Source organism: Lacibacter sp. H407 (genome assembly GCF_037892605.1).
Taxonomy (GTDB): Bacteria; Bacteroidota; Bacteroidia; order Chitinophagales; family Chitinophagaceae; genus Lacibacter.
In genome coordinates this window covers 3,236,033-3,253,778 of sequence record NZ_JBBKTU010000001.1, presented here as the reverse complement: position 1 = coordinate 3,253,778, position 17,746 = coordinate 3,236,033, and the positions used below count along the sequence as shown (strand labels likewise).

The following is a 17,746-nucleotide window of genomic DNA, read 5'->3' as shown; positions in this document are numbered from 1 at the left end:
CTTGTAGTATAATTGAAACCACAATCAACATGAGAACCCTTTTCACATTGCTGTCAGCAATCTTCTTTTGTTTACAATCCAACGCACAAAAAATTCCTTCGTTCGGAAAAATTGATAAAGCTGAATTTGAATCGAAAGAATGCAGCTATGATAAAGAAGCGATTGCAGAATACCTGCTTGATGTTGCGGAGGTGAGATATTATTTCACATCATCTGATTTTGTAAACGAAACTACCAATCGCATCCGCATTAAAATATTGAATGAAAAAGCGGTGGACCTTGCCAACGTACGCATTCCCTATTACAGTGTTGGAACTGCACAACGTATCCGCAATATTGAAGGCTATACCTATAACCTCAACGCAAATGGTGAAGTGGAAACCACCAAGCTGGAAAAGAAAGCGGTGATGGAACAAAAGCTGGGCAGTGAATCAGAGATGATGGTATTTACATTGCCCAATGTAAAAGTGGGAAGTATTATTGAATACAGATTTGAAGACAGCAAACGTAATTCAATTGAAATTGAAGACTGGACCTTTCAACGTGCCCATCCTGTTCGTTACAGCGAATACAATGTAGAAATTCCGGAAGTACTTGAGTTTACGTATCTCATCCGCAGAACATTACCTGTAAAAGAAACTACCGAAGGCATCAACAAAGTGAAACGATTTGTAATGACCAATATTCCCGGATTGGATCGTGAACCTTATATGAGCAGTGCAAAAGATTATTTGCAGCGAATCGATTTTCAGTTACGGGCTATTGACGGCAAACCAAGAATGACTACATGGCCGCAGCTAACCGAACAACTGCTGGAGAACGAATACTTTGGTGCACAACTACGCAAAAATGTATTTAAAGGAACCAGTTTGCAAAGCGATCTGAAAACGATCACCGATCCGTACCAACGCATGGTCACCGTTTTAAATTTTGTAAAAAAAGAAGTAACGTGGAACGGACAAACAAGCAGATGGAGCGATGCAGGTGTAAAAAATGCATTGGAAAAACACAGCGGTAACAGTGCAGACATGAATTTATTATTGGTAAACCTGCTGCGTGATGCAGATATTAAAGCCTATCCTGTGTTAGTAAGCACCCGTACAAATGGAAAAGTAAATACAGCCTATCCATTCCTTTATCAATTCAATGATGTGTATGTATATGCAGAAGTAGATCAAAAACCGTACATATTGGACGCTACTAATTATACCAATCCTCCGTTTATTACGCCATGGGATGTTCAGTTTACAGAAGGATATTTAGTTGATAAAGACCTGGCACAATTCATTGTAATGGGCGATATGAAGCACCGCTTCCGTTTAATAACATCTGTATTAGGTGAAATTGATGCAGAAGGAAAATTAAAAGGCAGTGCCAATATTATTGCACATGACTATGCAAAAAATGAACGGATGCGTTCACTCCGCCGAGGCGAAAAACAATACAAGGATGATTATTTCAACAACCCGCATCCGGAGTTTAAGTTTGATTCACTCACGTATAAGAATGAGAAAAACGATAGCCTGCCATTAGAAAACCTTGTACAATTTCAAGGTACACTCAACAGCAGCGGTGAATATCTTTTCTACTCCCCTAACTTTTTAATGGAACTCGAAACGAATGATTTTATTTCAGACAAACGATTTACAGATATTGAGTTTGGATACACGCAGTACTACAACATGTTTACCACCATACGTTTTCCGAATAATCTTGTACCGGAAGAATTGCCGAAAAATATCCGGATGATCATGCCCGACACCAGTATTGTTCTACAGCGCTTCGTAAACAAAAATGAGAACACTGTTTCGATGCGTTATACATTGGAAATAAAACGTCCAACCTATTATGTGGATGAGTATCTCGATTTCAAAACATTCTACGCCAAACTGTTTGAAATGCTGAATGAGCAGATCGTATTCAAACGCAAAACAATCCCCAAACCATGAGAAACCTACTGACACTTCTTTTTATCGTTTTGCTGCAGTACACAGCAGCTTCTCAATCACTTCTAAACTACTCGTCCATCACATTGCCGGATAGTTTAAAGAAAGATGCCGATGCAGTCTATCATTTAGAAGAAAGCGAGATCGACATTGAATCGCCTTCCAAAATGACAATTCGTTCTCACAACATTGTTACTGTGCTTACAAAGGCAGGCTTACGACATTCGGTTGTGCGTATTGGCGTTGACAAATTTCGTAAGCTGGAAGAAATAACCATTAAAGTGTATAATGAACTGGGCATTGAAGTTTCCCGGTTCAAGAAAAAGGATTTTAAACTGGAAGGCACTTACGATGGTATTACACTTGCATCAGATAACAAACTGTATGAACTTGATTTTCCTGTACCCGGAACCCCCTGTACCATCGAAACAGAATATGAGATCAACTGCACAGGAATCCTTGACCTTCAACCATGGTTTTTTGGAAGTACTACAGAATCGTATAAAAAAAGCAGGTACGTAATAAAATCTGCCATCCCTGTTAAATACAAAGTTTACAATTTTAAGCAGGAGCCAACCCTTACAAAAGAGGATAAAAAAACGGTTTATACATGGGAGCTGAATAACAAACCTGTGCCTGCAAAAGAAACATCATCGTATGGCGCCTGGGTTTCACTTCCATGGGTAGATGTATCTCCTACTCAATTCAGTTATGATGGTTATCCCGGCTCATTGGAAAACTGGAAAGAGTTTGGCAAATGGACCTACCCGTTTTATGAAGAAGAAAACCCGTTTAAACCGGAACGTGTTGAATTTTTTAAATCATTAATAAAAGATGCAGCCACAGATCAGGAAAAAATTGCGATCCTTTACCGGTATATGCAAAAAGAATTCCGTTATGTGAGTATCCAATTTGGTATTGGTGGTTTTAAACCTTTTCCGGTTTCGTTTGCCGAGCAGAAGAAATATGGTGATTGCAAAGGCTTAACACATTACATGAAGAACATGCTGAATGCAGTGGGCATTAAAGCATATGCTGCATTGATCAATGCAGGCACGAATGAATTTCCTGTAGATCCAACGTTTGCATCAAGCATCTTCAATCATGTAATACTTTGCGTGCCGTTGAAGAACGATTCTGTTTGGCTGGAGTGCACCAGTAAACAAACACTGCCGGGTGTATTGGGAACATTTACAGAAAACAGAAACGCCTTACTACTTACAGAAAACGGAGGTGTGATCGCTAAAACGCCAAGAAGCAAAAGCACGCTCAACCAATGGCGTGCCACTACCAACGCAGAATTGTATGATGATGGGAGCGCCATCTTACTTAGCCGTGTATACGTTACAGGTGAAATGTGGGAAGCTGTAAATGCATACTTCGACGGTCAAAATAAAGAACAGGTAAAAAAAGCATTGGTCAACGCTTTCGGCTACAAAACACCCGACGACCTGGAAGTAAAAATTCTTGCTGATTCAGCTGATGGTCATTTGGTGGATATTAAACTTGCTTACTCGCAGTTCTTCGATTTTAAAGCCGGCAGTAAATATTTTTATCCGCAGCGGCAATACAAACTAAACGACGAAACCATTAAACCTGCAGAAAGCAGACAGTTTGATTTTTTATTTGATTACCCGTATCTGAAAACCGATAACATCACCTACAAACTACCGGCGGGGTTTGCACGGGAAAGTATTCCTGCCACAAAAGAAGTGACAAACGATTATGTACGGTATAAGAACACGATCAATGTAAAAGAAGACAGTAATGAACTGCATGTGATCACCGAGCTGCAACTGCACAAACACATCATTCCTCCATCGAAGTTTAATGAAGTGGCCGAAAGTTTCGAGCTCATTAAAAAAGATGAGTTGCAAAAACTGGTACTGAAAAAACAATAACTAAAAATGCCTCCCGCAAACGGGAGGCATTTTTTTGAACAGTAGGTTTTGGTTTCGGCCTTTTACTGCAACAGGCAGCAATTATTTATATGCACTGATACACATACTCAGGATGAGTGCCAGCGAAAAAAATACAATAAATAAAATAAGTGGAACGTCTTTGCGATTGTAAACCGGAAGTGTTTTTTCAAATCGTTTCATAGAATTATGTTTTTAATAGTTATTGGAATAATGCTAATATAAAGCATTTTGGCTGAAATCATTGTATTTACAGGGGTTTTCATAGACTGTACTACAAACTCCCGTAGAAATACGATGTATTACAGCGGTTTTTTCAGTAGCCAATCTGTTTGCAGATCTGTACCCAACAAGAACTGGTGATCTCCAAAACGTTCAAAGCCCCAGCGTTGGTAAAAAGCAATGGCCCGTTCATTGTGTTCCCACACACCCAACCAGATCGACTTCATCTGCAACTCATTTGCTTTGTTGATACACTCCTGCATCAACGCCTTCCCCACTCCTTTGCCAATGGCTTTATTTAGTGCATAGATGCGTGCAATTTCAATAGCCTGCTCATGTGCAAGGTTATTCTTAACACGTAACCGTGCATAACCAACCGGTTCTTCATCAATATAAGCAAGCATAAAAATGCCTTCACTTAATTCCACCTCTTTCATCAGCTCCTCTTTGGCAAACTGCTCGCTCATGAAAATATCCATGTCTTCTTTTGTATTGTCTTTTGCAAATGCTTCGTAAAAAGAAGTGCGGCTCATATCAGCGATCAGCTCGGCATCAGCGGCATCGGCATATCGTATTGTGATTAAACTCATGGCTTTTTGTTGAGAAGTTAAGTTACAGGAATACATTTCAATCAGCAACAAAAAATTATCTTTAGCGAAAGACTCATTTATCAAATGGACAGAAATTATTGGGAACGCATTGCACCAAATTACAGTGAAGAAATTTTTGATGTACTTAAGAACGACACCAGTGGCAAGATCGTTGGCGCTATTGAAGAAGTGGCATCAAAAGAAAAAACAGTTACCGACATTGGCTGTGCCATTGGCAAATGGATCCCTTTACTGGCAACTGCATTCAAATATGTTGTGGCAACTGATATCTCAGCCATTAATCTCGACATTGCCAAAGAGAAATGCAAAGACTATCCCAACGTGGAATACCAGCGCATGGATATGAGCGCTTATACGTTAACCGTTACTCCGTGTGATGTGGCCGTATGCATCAACGCCATCCTTACTGATAATTTAAAAAAACGTATCAACTTTTTTCAATCGCTCAATATATGTTTGAATCAGGGCGGCACATTGATCCTTGTTGTTCCTTCACTCGAATCAAAACTCTACAGCAACATTATTGCACACCGCTGGAATGTGGATGATGACAATAAAGAAAAAATTGAATCGGTGGAGAAAGCCTATGCGCTTGCAAAAAATATCAAACAAGGTGTTACTGATATTGATAACGTTCCTACCAAACATTATCTGAAAGAAGAACTTGAACTGCTGCTGACGCTTGACGGGTTTACCGTTGACCGGGTTGAAAAGATCAACTACACCTGGAAAACTGAATTCAACAACCCACCCAAATGGTTGGCAGAACCATATCCATGGGATTGGATGTGTGTAGCCAGAAAGTTATGACTTATGGTTTAAAGGTTATGAGTTTTCCTACCTCTGCTTTGCATCTTGTACCTTATGTCTTATAGCTTGTACATTCATTCTTTTCTCTTGTGCTTTGTATCTTCCCTTCTCAACCTGTTGCTTACCGTTAGTGAAACGTTTCCCGTTCCATCTTTACGAAATAATGCAAATCTTTCTCCTTTGATTTGGCTGGGAATAGCTCTAACTTAATGTCAATTCCCATCCTATCTCAACACTACCCTCTCTTTATTTACATTTTAAAACAACAAAACATGAGAAAGATCTTCCTTCTCTGCCTGCTTGTTCCTGTTATTGGAATGAGCCAGAACAACGTGGTTAGTACATTCAGAGTTTTCCCAAAAACAGACAAATTACTGGAGTTTGAAAAAGCATTAACGTCGCATGTGCAGAAGTATCATAGCGGCGACTGGAAGTGGCGGGTGTTCTATATTGAAACGGGACCAGATGCCGGTGGTTTTCATGTAACAGAAGGGCCGTTGAGTTGGGACCAGTTTGATCAACGTGGCGACCTGAGTGCAGAACACACACTTGACTGGGCAAAAAATGTTTCGCCACATACAAGCGAACGTGGTACAACCGGCTATTCCGTTTACAACACCGAACTGAGTAACGTTGCCATCACGGATTACAGTAACAAGATCATCATCACACATATGTTCATTAAACCGGGAATGATCAGAGAAGCAGGCGACCTGGTACGAAAATTAAAAAAAGTATGGGCCGCCAGTAATGAAAGCGTGGCCGTTTACAATGTAAGTTTTTCCGGTCCGCCCCAAATTGTAACGGTTAACCGATTAAAAAATGGATTGAAAGAATTGAGCCCGGGTTTTCGTAAACCAATGGCAGAACGTTTTGATGAAGTACATGGCGCAGGAGCCTGGAATTATTATCTGGCAGATTATGCGAAAGCAATCGAAAGCCGCTGGATTGAAATGTTGAGCCTGCGTGCAGATCTCAGTTCAAAATAATTTTTGCGCCCCTTTTCATTATAAAAATCAACGATCCCTTTTTATCAAAAAAATAAACAGCGATCGCTGCATTTTTTTCCAATCACATTTTAAATAAATAACAATGAGAAAGATTTTTCTTATTTGCCTGCTTATTCCTGTTATTGGAATTAGTCAGCCAAAAAATATCGTAAACGTCAACCGTGTGTTTCCAAAAGTTGACAAGGTGCTGGAATTTGAAAAAGCATTAGCTACACATGCTCAAAAATATCATACAGGCGATTGGCGCTGGCGTGTATTTGAAATTACAACAGGGCCCGATGCAGGCGGCTATCATATCACAGAAGGTCCAACCAGTTGGGAAGCAATTGATGGCAGAGGTAACCTTGGAACAGAACATAATAATGACTGGAACAGAAGTGTGGCCATTCATTTAACCGATAGAGGTTCCAGTGCTTATTATGCTTTTATTGATTCACTGAGCACAGTTGCCATTGGTGATTATTCCGATAAAATTAACATCACACATTATTTTCCAAAAATCGGTTGGGGAGGCAAAGTATATGAAGGCATCAGAAATTTAAGAAAAGCCTGGCTGGCAGGTGGCGAAACAATGGCTGGCTATTCTTCTAGCTCATCGGGTTCAATGCAATTTGCTGTAGTTACACGTTACAAACAGGGTCTGAAAGAAAGAGCGCCAAATTTCCGTAAGCCAATGAAAGAACGTTATGAAGCCATTAATGGTTCTGATTCATGGGATAGCTGGGTAGATGTTCAAAGAAACTATCTGGATAAAGTATGGAGTGAACTATTAAGCTACAGAGCAGATTTAAGTTCAAAATAATGAACCGTTTTTTCCTAAACAATTTTCTTTTATTAAATAATCAATACAATGAAACAGATTTCTTCCATATACAAAACGACCTTGTTAAGTTTACTACTATTTGTATTTCTGATCACTTTGCAGCAACTGCATGCACAGGTATCAGTATATCAATACCGCCATGTGCCTGCTGATAAAGTTGAAGAATTCATTAAACGGGAAACAACTTACTGGAGCAAGGTTGCACAAAAAGCCATTGATGCAAAGAAGATGAACTTCTGGGGTTTGTTTGAAAAAGTGGGCGGATACGATTTGACTAATTCTTCCAATTTTTTATTCATTAACGGATTTTCCAATATTGATTCTGCATGGAGTGGCGATACATTTGATCCTTCAAAACTATTTCCAAAAATTTCAATGGCACAAATGGAAACCGGTTCGTTTACAACCGTAACCAGTCAGATCTTTTTAAAAACAGAAGATTGGGCAGAAGCAAAAGGCGTGAACCCGGAAAAAGATTTTAATTACGTAGTGATGAACTATCACCTCTCTGAAAATCCGGGAGCTTTTATTAATGCAGAAAAAACAATCTGGAAACCTTTTCTTCAAACAGCCATGGATAAAAAACAAACCCAGCAAATTGGCTGGGGTAATGCCAGCGTACTTTCTCCAACAGGTGGCGATATGAAGTTCAATACCATTTCATACGATCTGTTCCGCACGTTACAGGATGCATTGCTTACGCCCTGGGCTACCGATCTTGTAGTGCCTGACAACCTTGACATGATTGACAAAATGAGAACGCACCAAAGTGCAAGGGTTATTTACAGGATTGTGAAAGTAGTGTCGAATTAAAAACCCTCTCCGTCTCTCCAAGGAGAGTGTCTGCTGTACAGCCCTCTCTAAATACAAGTGTTTACAAATAGAAAGCTCTCCGAAAATTGGAGAGCTTTCTATTATAGATACGTTTAAACAAGATAAAACTGTGTTTTGCAAGTTTCGCTTTAAGGAGATTTAGAGGGTTGTATTTTCTATCACCATTGCACTGGCACCACCCCCACCGTTGCAAATGCCTGCCGCACCATACTTGGCGTTATTTGCTTTCAATACATTAATGAGCGTAACAATGATCCTTGCACCACTTGCTCCCAACGGATGACCCAATGATACTGCACCACCATGCACATTTACTTTAGCTGGATCGAGCTGCATACGCTTGCTGTTTTCAATACCAACCACTGCAAATGCTTCGTTGAGTTCCCAATAAGAGATATCACTCATTTGCAAACCGGCTTTGGCAACTGCCTTGGGCACCGCTAAAGACGGAGTGGTTGTAAACCATTCAGGAGCCTGTTCCGCATCAGCATACGATTTGATTTTTGCAATTGGTTTCAATCCTAATTCATCTGCTTTTTCTTTACTCATCAACAGCAAGGCTGCTGCGCCATCGTTCATCGTACTTGCATTGGCAGCAGTTACAGTTCCATCTTTCTGGAAAGCCGGATTGAGTGTTGGTATTTTATCAAACTTTACATTGTAAGGTTCTTCATCTTTTGCAAACACAATGGGATCGCCTTTGCGTTGTGGGATTTCAACAGGAACAATTTCGTTATCAAACAACCCTTTTTCCCATGCAGCCTGTGAACGTTTATAACTTTCAATCGCAAACGCATCCTGGTCTTCACGGCTGATGCCGCATTCCTTTGCACATAATTCTGCAGCATTGCCCATGGCCTTACCATCGTAAACATCTGTTAAGCCATCTTTTGCCAAGCCATCGATCATGTTGGTATTGCCGTATTTATTTCCCCAACGCATACTATCCACATAAAACGGCACATTGCTCATGCTTTCCATACCACCGGCAATTACAACATCTGCATCACCGAGCATGATGCTTTGTGCAGCCTGCGCAATGGCTTTCATACCACTAGCGCATACTTTATTTACTGTTGTACAATTTACTTCGTTGGGTAAGCCGGCAAATTTTGCAGCTTGTCGTGCAGGCGCTTGACCCAAATTGGCCTGGATCACACAGCCCATTAATACGTCCTGAACTTTGCTTGCATCAACGCCTGCTTTTTGCAAAGCACCTTTAATGGCAATGGCTCCTAACTGTGTAGCGGTTAAACTTTTTAAATTGCCGCCGAAACTACCCATTGGTGTGCGAACGGCGGAGATAACATATACTTCCTTCATTTGGCAAATTAATTTGAGGAGCAAAGATAACGATTGTAAGTGTCCGACGTTTCGCAGAGCGTTTGATCCATTTGAACTACGAAATACTAAGTACGAGGTACGGCTAAGGCTACGTGCCTGACATCTCGCAAAGAGTTTGACACATTGGGGAGAACGGCTGGCTACTGGGTCGGTGATCTTTATTTGTTAAGAGGAACAGGTAAAAAATGAAAAAAGAATTACCACGAGACCAATTCCCCAACTTATAAAGACATCGTATCGCCGTTTGGGCAAGGTATGTTCAGGATATGCCACCAGCCATTTCCCTTCTTTCGCTGATTGCAATAACATTCTTGGTGTAACCGGAATATGCAGTACTCGTTCGTAAGGTGGCTTAAAGAAATGCCGTCCTATATTGCCTAAATGTGCTTCATCTTCAGAATGAAAATACCACAAATATGAATCCATTTGAACATTGAAACGGCTGGAGTATTCAGATAACAACTCATCAAGATCATCGCCGACGCAACCCAGATCATCTACAATATCACAATCAAGTGTAACGTCCTCTTCATTACAACCCGTTTTACTTACAACCAAGTCCTGAATATTTTTGAAAGAATAGTTTGCTTCAACCATTAACTGCAAAAATTTAGTAAAGTTAAGGCGGATGACGCCGATGCTGATACAGGGTTGCCAACCTTTTCTTACTCCCCGCTATTTGTTTTACAGCTTGCAGAAGGTTGGCAACCCTTACGCCCCTTTTACTTTGGCTGCAATGCTTCTTCATCAAAGCCTATACCTTCCCAACCTGTCATCATAAAATTGCGGATGTTGGCATGATTGGTTGCATCAGGATGTTGCAGCACATCCACCCGATAGTAATCACCAAAGCAGGCCAGCGTTTCATCCTTGCTTAACTGTTGCAATTTAGCAAATGAAAATAATTTACATGAACCTGAATTGGCGCCTTCTTCGTTTACAGCATTACCGTTCGTAAAACGAACCGGAGTAAACTCATAATTCGCTTCAATTGTTTCCATGGTATCTGTAAACAAAATGCGTTCGGGTTGTGTACGGAGTTTGTGTAGAAAATCTTCGATGTGCATGACAGAAAAAATTTGAATAATAAAATAGCTGCGAAGATGAAAAGAAATGCGTGAATACGGATAAGAAAAATTTGAGGTTTTGATTTTCATGGCACAAGCGGGACGCTTGCGCTAACAAACCGGAAAAACGTGGGAAACATGTAAATCTGAACCATAGTTATACAACAACGGTTTGCCGAAAATCAATCAACTTCAACCCCTGTATCTGTTACACAAACAGATGAAAAAAACAGATCAACTAAAAAAACAAACATGAATTTTCTTAACCCGAAGTTGGCAGGTAAATTATCGTTCCTGGTAACTTGCCTTGTAATGACCGTTTTCAGTTTTGCACAGGAAACCAAAAAACTGGATATCGACATTAATACAAAAGGAAATGATTCCAATTTCTTTACACAGCCGTAGGTGTGGGTTGTTGGTGGCGCCGTATTTATTTTATTATTGGTTGCCCTTCTCAAAAGCGGAAAAGGCAAATCATAAATCGTTGAAGAAGGAACATTGCTTCTCTTTCCTACGCCCCGGATTCGTGTCTCACGAACCGGAAATATTTTACAAAGGTTCGTGGGTACACGAACCTTGGCTTGAATCGTAAATCGTTGAGCAGGGAAAGCTATGTTGGCTTTCCTGCTCATTGATCATTTCCTGCAATTGATCCATCGTTTCTAACGTTACATGCATCCTCCTGTTTTGCCGTTGATAAGCGCAAACTAGTTTTGATGAAAAATAAAACATCATGAACTACTCGTTGCCTCACACGATTAAAAATATTCACGGAGAAAAACTAGTGTTTCTCTCTACCGAAAAAGGAAAAGAAGGTGATAAATTAATCGTTGAAAATTTTGTTGGTCCCGGCTTTGGGCCAATCATGCATACACACTGGCTGCAAGACGAATGCCTCACAGTTGTAAGCGGACGTATCGGTTATATTGTAAAAGGAGGCACCGAACAATTTGCCGGACCGGGTGAAAGCGTTCTCTTCAAACGTGGTGTATCGCATCGCTTCTGGAATGCAGGTAATGATGAACTGCATTGCAAAGGATGGATCTACCCGGCACATAACATTGTATTTTTTCTTTCGTCCATTTTTGCGGCACAAAACAAATCGGGGAAAGCACAGCCCGAAGTATTTGATGGTGCCTATCTCATTACCCGTTATAAATCTGAATTTGATATCGATAGTATTCCTTCGTTTGTAAAAAAAGTGATCATGCCAGTTACCTGTTTCATCGGCAAACTGTTGGGCAAATACAAACACTTTGAACAAGCACCTGTGCCTGTTCGTAAATAATTTTTCACTCAATTTTCAAATGCGCAGGTCTTCCGACCTGTGCATTTGTGTTACTAAATTTAGCAGTGTGAAGGATTGGTTTAGTAACGGATGACAACAGGTCAGAGACCTGCGCCAGAAAAGGTAAGTTCCACCTGGCTTTCTGTAGAAAAACCACTCTAAAACGACAAAATAACGTTTCCACCAATCTGTCCACTTTTATAACCCGCATCTCCTTTTCCATCAATAGTTCCATTACGATTTGAATAATCAAATTCTGTTTCAACACTTAATGCTATTTTTTTGAATGGAATAGTATAGCCAACGCCGCCCATCAAGGATGTTCCGATTGCGTACTGATGTTTGTATAAATTACTTGCTTCATTAACCCGCTTGGTTGTAAACTGACCAAAACCAAAACTACCACGTACATAAATACCTTTGTTAAATTGACCGCTTATGGCATAATACTTTGCGCTAACTGCAAGGTTATAATAATTGAAAATATAACTATCGTCATTATCGCCTTTTACAGAAGTACCAAACGTTCCCTTAATTCTTGAGCCAATACCCAAGCCCTTCCAATGAACAGGTGAAATATAAAAACCCATCATTAAATTGTTACCTACACCCGGGTTAAAGCTGCCGCCATACGACTGTGTAAGTTGCGCTTTCATATCACCAAAAAAGAGCGTCTGTCCAAAACCTAAACCCAACTCTCCATACACAGGGAATTTTGTTTTTGAGGTAGTTGACATCTGCGCATTTGCAAATTGAACAACAATGCAGGCTATGCTCACTGCAAGAGCTACGAATGACTTTTTCATTTTTGTAATGCTTATTTTTTTCACTACAAAGATGTTTCGTCTATTTCCTTATAACGTTCACCCAGGTTAAGAAATCACTTTGCTTCAACAATTCTTTTTCGAATACGGCTTAAAGAAGGGGGCTTTATTCCTAAATACGAAGCGATGTAATGTTGCGGAACTCTTTCAAATACTTTCGGCCGCTCTTTTATAAGGTTGAGGTATCTTTCTTCTGCCGTTTGATTCGTTAACATCTCATTTCTGTTACGCAAACCCAAAAAAGCATTTTCAGCCATGATGCGGCCAAACTTTTCAAACTTTGGTATATCATGAAACAGCTGCTGCAAATCAGATTTTGCCAGGAGAATTATTTCTGATTTTTCTAATGTTTCAATCGTTTGCTTAGAAGGTTTTCCTGAGAGGTAGCTATCGTAATCTGTATACCAACTATTTTCAAAGAAAAACTGTCCGGTATTCTCTGTGCCATTGATATTGTAAAAATATCTGAAACAGCCTTTGTTTATAAAGAAAGAAAACTTACAAATAGCCCCCTCTTTTAAAACGATCTCTTTTTTTTGAAACTGTTTTATTTGCAGCTTGCTTATAAAATGTGATGTCTCACTTTTATCAAGATTAATTAATTTTATCAGTTGGCTGGTAACTTGTTCGTACACAATTTTACTGTATTAAGTTTATTAATCAGGCCTTTCTAAATGATCCCTTTGTGATTACTATAATTTGGCCAGACATCTCGCTTGTGACTCAAATTAAACTTATTCGTAGTTATTCTCCTGAAAGGGATGTTACGTTTTGCACCGTAGTAAGCAATGTGCCCTGCGGGAGACATTGCTTAGAAAAAAGAAGACAGCACTTCATGTCATGATAGATTTGTTTTGAGCTTTTAAATTGACAGTTTTTAGTTTTAGACTAAGTCCCACTACAAAAGCTGTCAAACAATAAGCGATTGTGATGTCTTGACTCATGCTGCCTTTGATTATTGTCATTGTTACAAAAACACCCAGAACAGCTATTCCAACTAGTATTAGTTTAGAAATAGTCGAACTAATATTATATTTTGATAAGATATAAAAGCTTGTCAAGTAAACTATAAAAGTTGGTAAAGAGAAAAGAATACTAAATATTAAAGTAATTGGATAAACTTCTAATAGTCCGACTACTTGACGTGGGTTTGTCCCCCAGATGTAGAGAATGGCTTGTGATGTAAATGGCGCAAGTAAAAGTGTCAAACCCCAATGCAAAAAAATATATGTTCTTCTCATGAATTAATAAAGTGTCAATTGATATGGTTAGTGATTGTCATTTCATTTAGGCGGTAATGTCGAACTGTATTGCCTACAATGTTCACAGCTTTGCGGTAGGGGGCATTCTTTTACGTCGCATCTGGCGACGAGTGCTGAACTCTGACACTAAAGATAAATTTTTATTCAAAAGCCAAATAGATAAATGTCAACCGTTAAAAAAGCTAAATAGAATTACAGGTGATGACCGACGCTTTGCGTCGCCCCCGCTGCTGCAAAACTGCTTGTTGTATGCCGCTTTTTGTCATCAAAGTTTACTATGCATATCGAAATAATATCGTCGTTTTGTCCTAACGAAATAATAAATGAAAAACCCGATTGCAGCAACTAAAGTAACAAGAAAAACACCTGATAATGATTGTTGGTATTTTTCAAAGTCAACTATAACTATGTCGCCTTTTGCTAAATGGCTTATGTCTCTTGCCTTTTTCATTCCAAAAATTCCCCACAGTTTTTTCTTTGTAAAAATATGTACTGTGTCGCCTATTGAAACATTGCCTGTAATATAACCAAAGTCTTTTGTCGTTATAGAAGTAAAGTATTTGTTATCTGTGTCAATTGTTAGTCTCAACTCTTTTGTGATTTCTTTGAAAAGTGGTTTGTCCTTAACCCTCGTAATCACACTGTCAATTTTCACTAATTGTCCGCTGTGTTTAGTCAAGTCTTCAAAACGATAATTAATGTCATCCAGCAATCCTATTGTAAACCATAAAAAAACCAATGAAGCAAGTAATGCGATTGTGTCTTTATGAAAAATTAGCCTTAGAGTTTGTCTTCTTGTCATTTGTGGGGTGTCCGATAAAGTGGCATACAACGAGCAGGTATTGCCAATGGTGGGGAATTTTATATTCGTCCGCCTAGAACAACTGCCTTGCTTTTGAGAAAGTTAAATATTAAGAACTAAAGCTGGGCTATATGGTCATATCCCGAACAAATGTACGGCATAATTACCGCTGCTGATTGTTCCAATGTCAAGCCCCACTATTGGCAATACCAATGTTGACTGATGTTATTCTTCGTTCACCCAACCGATGAGATTTGAAAGCCAAGGAATGCTTATTGTCGTCCATTTATTTGTTTGTTTTGACCAAGTCATAAATCCTTTTGGATATGCAAGATTAGAACCAATGTCACCAAACTCTACAGCAATTACATCTTCACCGACTACTTCATTTGAACACCAAAGTTTACCTATGTCTATGTTATTGTATTTTAGAACCGTTCCGTCTTGTTCTGCTTTATTGGCTGTCGAAAATCCAAAGCCTAATTCATAAAAAGGATAATCTATTAAAAGTCGATTCACTGTATCTACTAAATGATAAGACCATCCACTACTTCTATAAATTAATTGTCCAACATTGTCAATAAAAAATCTTCCATTTGTTTTTCCATTGCTGACTGAATCCAGAACAAAGAATACTTGGTCAGAATTAGTGGTTATGTCATATTGACGAAATGTAACTTTTGAATAATCTTTTTTCTCATCGTCAAACTTAGTCTCATGTACGGCATAGAGAAAAGCATGATTGTTTAGCCAAGTTGTTTCTATTGTTGGGAACTGACTTGAGTACATTATGTTAGGTCCGTGTCCAGCATCCTGAACTACCAATTTCTTTTTACTGTTGGAATTGTATAACCATATTTTGTATGGAAGTTTTGATTGGTCTATTGAGAGATAATGTAATTTGTCTGGGGAACTTCCCCTGTTTTTGTCTTTATCCAATTTATCTTGATTGATAAATTTGTATTGTCTTGATTTTAAATCCAGCATTAAGTAACCAGTACCAGTAAATATATTATCCCTGTGAAAAATTAAAGTGTCGCCCTGTGCTGATATAAAGTCGTCGCTTTCTTCCATGACAAACGACTTAGTTTTAATGTCAATTACATTTCCTATACCTGATATTACATACCTATTTTTATAAATAAAATTTATTCCAAGATCATACCTAACATATGAGCCTGCAATACCTTTTCTATTGGTAGGCACGCCAAGTATTGTGTCTTTTGAAAGCAAAATTCCATTCGAAAAATTGTAAGAAACGAGATAGGTAAAGTTTCCAATTCGTGGACTGTCTATTCTATATTCTGCGACAATAAGTTTTTGGAGCTTTGTCTGTCCAAAGCAATTTGCACAGAGTAGGAAATATGATATTGATAGCAGGGTTTTCATAATATCAGCCAACACTTATATTTCTGCTATTATACGCAACATCTCCCAATTAACAAAACCTGTATATCAATTACTTATTATTCAATTTTTTGTATTGTTGTTAGTACAACCACCAACATCAATAACTGTGTTTTGATAGTTAATAGCCACTTATTCATGGTTGACAACTCAGTTATTATACTCAATATTCTTGCCCTAAACACCCACCTCCCCACAATTGATTACCTTCGCCGCTATGCAACAAAAACCGGTTTGGCTGGAAGAGGTCCTGACAAACGTAAAAATCAAAGCGTTAAACGAAATGCAGGTGGCTTCCATGGAAGCACAGGCATCAGAAAAAGACATTATCCTGTTATCTGCAACAGGCTCAGGTAAAACACTCGCCTTTCTGTTACCCCTGGTGGAACAGTTACAGGCGGCAGGCAATCAAACAAAAGCAATGATCATTGTGCCGTCACGTGAGCTGGCCATCCAGATCGAGCATGTGTTTAAAAGCATGCAGCTCAATCTGAAAGTGAGTTGTTGCTATGGTGGTCATAAACGGGAGATCGAAGAAAACAATTTAAAGCAGGCGCCCACTTTGCTCATTGGTACACCCGGCCGTTTGGCTGATCATATCCGCCGTGGAAATATTACCGTGGCCAGTATTGAAACATTGGTGCTGGATGAATTTGATAAATCGCTGGAGCTGGGTTTCCAGGAAGAAATGAGTTTCATTATCGGTTCACTGCCTTCCATAAAAAAACGGGTGCTGACGTCGGCCACCAACCTGGAAGAAATTCCTTCGTTTGTTGGTTTGAACGAACCGGTGAAACTTGATTTCCTCAGCGGCAACGAAGATTCGGATACCGGACTTGCCATTAAAACATTACACAGTCCGGAAAAAGATAAACTCGAAACATTGTTTCGCTTAGTATGTATGTTGGGCAACCGTTCAACGATCATTTTCTGCAATCATCGTGAATCAGTAGAACGCACCAGCGAACTGTTGAAAGAACGTGATATTCTCAATGTATTTTATCATGGTGCCATGGAACAACAGGAACGTGATGCGGCCTTGTGTAAATTCAGAAACGGCACATCGAATATTTTGGTTACCACTGATCTTGCTGCAAGAGGTTTGGACATTGCACATATCCGTTACATTGTTCATTATCATTTACCACATACAGAAGATGCGTTTACGCATCGCAACGGACGTACCGCACGGATGGATGCAAGCGGCACTGCTATTGTAATTCTTGGTCCGGATGAAAAAATGCCGGCGTATATTCCTGCTGATGCAGAACAAATTGAATTACCTGAAACTGCAGAAATTCCGGAAAAACCAAAATGGAGTACGTTGTTTATTGCTGCCGGTAAAAAAGATAAGGTGAACAAGGTGGATATTGTTGGCTTCCTGAGTCAGAAAGGTGAATTGAAAAAAGAAGATATCGGTTTGATTGAAGTAAAAGATTTTTTTGCCTTTGTTGCCGTGAAAAAAATAAAAGCCAACCACACACTTCACTTAATTAAAGATCAAAAGATCAAAGGGAAGAAAGTGAAAATTGCAGTCGCAAAATAAGGTTGAAGTTGTAGGGCTTAGGGCAAATACC

The 17,746-nt window shown here is 39.3% G+C and carries 18 protein-coding genes; 9 read left to right on the top strand and 9 right to left on the bottom strand.

What is annotated here, in order from left to right; translation table 11 throughout:
- Positions 1–29: 29 nt before the first annotated feature.
- Both WG989_RS14160 and WG989_RS14155 read left to right on the top strand, forming a co-directional pair.
- Positions 30–1,949: a DUF3857 domain-containing protein gene (locus WG989_RS14160; RefSeq protein WP_340430270.1), complete on the top strand. Its 1,920-nt coding sequence runs from the start codon at positions 30–32 to the stop codon at positions 1,947–1,949.
- Complete coding sequence (locus tag WG989_RS14155; RefSeq protein ID WP_340430268.1) at positions 1,946–3,847, top strand: DUF3857 domain-containing protein; 1,902 nt, start codon at positions 1,946–1,948, stop codon at positions 3,845–3,847. Before WG989_RS14160 ends, WG989_RS14155 begins: the two co-directional genes overlap by 4 nt.
- Before the next feature lie 320 nt (positions 3,848–4,167).
- Here the strand turns inward: WG989_RS14155 and WG989_RS14150 are convergent, their stop codons facing one another.
- Entirely contained in the window at positions 4,168–4,677 is a 510-nt protein-coding gene (locus tag WG989_RS14150) for a GNAT family N-acetyltransferase (protein ID WP_340430266.1), read from the bottom strand.
- A gap of 84 nt (positions 4,678–4,761) precedes the next feature.
- Between WG989_RS14150 and WG989_RS14145 the strand changes: the two genes are divergently transcribed.
- The 4 genes from WG989_RS14145 (at position 4,762) to WG989_RS14130 (ending at position 8,154) form a co-directional block, all read left to right on the top strand.
- The gene (locus tag WG989_RS14145; RefSeq protein WP_340430264.1) at positions 4,762–5,508 is read left to right on the top strand and encodes a methyltransferase domain-containing protein; all 747 of its coding nucleotides are present in this window, start codon (positions 4,762–4,764) and stop codon (positions 5,506–5,508) included.
- Positions 5,509–5,780: 272 nt separating this feature from the next.
- Complete coding sequence (locus WG989_RS14140; RefSeq protein ID WP_340430262.1) at positions 5,781–6,497, top strand: hypothetical protein; 717 nt, start codon at positions 5,781–5,783, stop codon at positions 6,495–6,497.
- 103 nt (positions 6,498–6,600) lie between these two features.
- Entirely contained in the window at positions 6,601–7,320 is a 720-nt protein-coding gene (locus WG989_RS14135) for a hypothetical protein (protein WP_340430261.1), read from the top strand.
- A 48-nt stretch (positions 7,321–7,368) separates the two neighbouring features.
- Positions 7,369–8,154 (top strand): hypothetical protein, encoded by a 786-nt coding sequence (locus WG989_RS14130; RefSeq protein ID WP_340430259.1) that lies wholly within the window; start codon positions 7,369–7,371, stop codon positions 8,152–8,154.
- 159 nt (positions 8,155–8,313) lie between these two features.
- On the opposite strand, the gene WG989_RS14125 is transcribed toward WG989_RS14130, so the two are convergent.
- The 3 genes from WG989_RS14125 to WG989_RS14115 form a co-directional block, all read right to left on the bottom strand.
- Positions 8,314–9,498, bottom strand: a complete 1,185-nt coding sequence (locus WG989_RS14125; RefSeq protein ID WP_340430257.1) for an acetyl-CoA C-acyltransferase — start codon at positions 9,496–9,498, stop codon at positions 8,314–8,316.
- Positions 9,499–9,684: 186 nt separating this feature from the next.
- The gene (locus WG989_RS14120) at positions 9,685–10,116 is read right to left on the bottom strand and encodes a DUF1493 family protein (RefSeq protein ID WP_340430255.1); all 432 of its coding nucleotides are present in this window, start codon (positions 10,114–10,116) and stop codon (positions 9,685–9,687) included.
- Positions 10,117–10,241: 125 nt separating this feature from the next.
- Complete coding sequence (locus WG989_RS14115; RefSeq protein ID WP_340430254.1) at positions 10,242–10,586, bottom strand: HopJ type III effector protein; 345 nt, start codon at positions 10,584–10,586, stop codon at positions 10,242–10,244.
- A 252-nt stretch (positions 10,587–10,838) separates the two neighbouring features.
- On the opposite strand from WG989_RS14115, the gene WG989_RS14110 reads away from it, so the two are divergent.
- Entirely contained in the window at positions 10,839–10,991 is a 153-nt protein-coding gene (locus tag WG989_RS14110; protein ID WP_340430253.1) for a hypothetical protein, read from the top strand.
- 328 nt (positions 10,992–11,319) lie between these two features.
- Positions 11,320–11,874 carry a cupin domain-containing protein gene (locus tag WG989_RS14105; protein ID WP_340430252.1) on the top strand — a complete coding sequence of 185 codons (555 nt, stop codon included), beginning with the start codon at positions 11,320–11,322 and terminating at the stop codon, positions 11,872–11,874.
- Between the two features lie 158 nt (positions 11,875–12,032).
- Here the strand turns inward: WG989_RS14105 and WG989_RS14100 are convergent, their stop codons facing one another.
- From WG989_RS14100 to WG989_RS14080, 5 genes are all read right to left on the bottom strand, one after another.
- Positions 12,033–12,680 (bottom strand): hypothetical protein, encoded by a 648-nt coding sequence (locus WG989_RS14100; protein ID WP_340430251.1) that lies wholly within the window; start codon positions 12,678–12,680, stop codon positions 12,033–12,035.
- 74 nt (positions 12,681–12,754) lie between these two features.
- A complete protein-coding gene (locus WG989_RS14095; RefSeq protein WP_340430250.1) occupies positions 12,755–13,333 on the bottom strand; it encodes a Crp/Fnr family transcriptional regulator in 579 nt (192 codons plus the stop codon).
- Positions 13,334–13,531: 198 nt separating this feature from the next.
- Positions 13,532–13,939, bottom strand: coding sequence for a hypothetical protein (locus WG989_RS14090; protein ID WP_340430248.1), 408 nt, complete (start codon positions 13,937–13,939; stop codon positions 13,532–13,534).
- Positions 13,940–14,225: 286 nt separating this feature from the next.
- Positions 14,226–14,762, bottom strand: coding sequence for a hypothetical protein (locus WG989_RS14085; RefSeq protein WP_340430247.1), 537 nt, complete (start codon positions 14,760–14,762; stop codon positions 14,226–14,228).
- A gap of 225 nt (positions 14,763–14,987) precedes the next feature.
- Positions 14,988–16,163: a hypothetical protein gene (locus WG989_RS14080; protein ID WP_340430246.1), complete on the bottom strand. Its 1,176-nt coding sequence runs from the start codon at positions 16,161–16,163 to the stop codon at positions 14,988–14,990.
- Positions 16,164–16,386: 223 nt separating this feature from the next.
- Between WG989_RS14080 and WG989_RS14075 the strand changes: the two genes are divergently transcribed.
- A complete protein-coding gene (locus WG989_RS14075) occupies positions 16,387–17,715 on the top strand; it encodes a DEAD/DEAH box helicase (RefSeq protein ID WP_340430245.1) in 1,329 nt (442 codons plus the stop codon).
- Positions 17,716–17,746 lie beyond the last annotated feature (31 nt).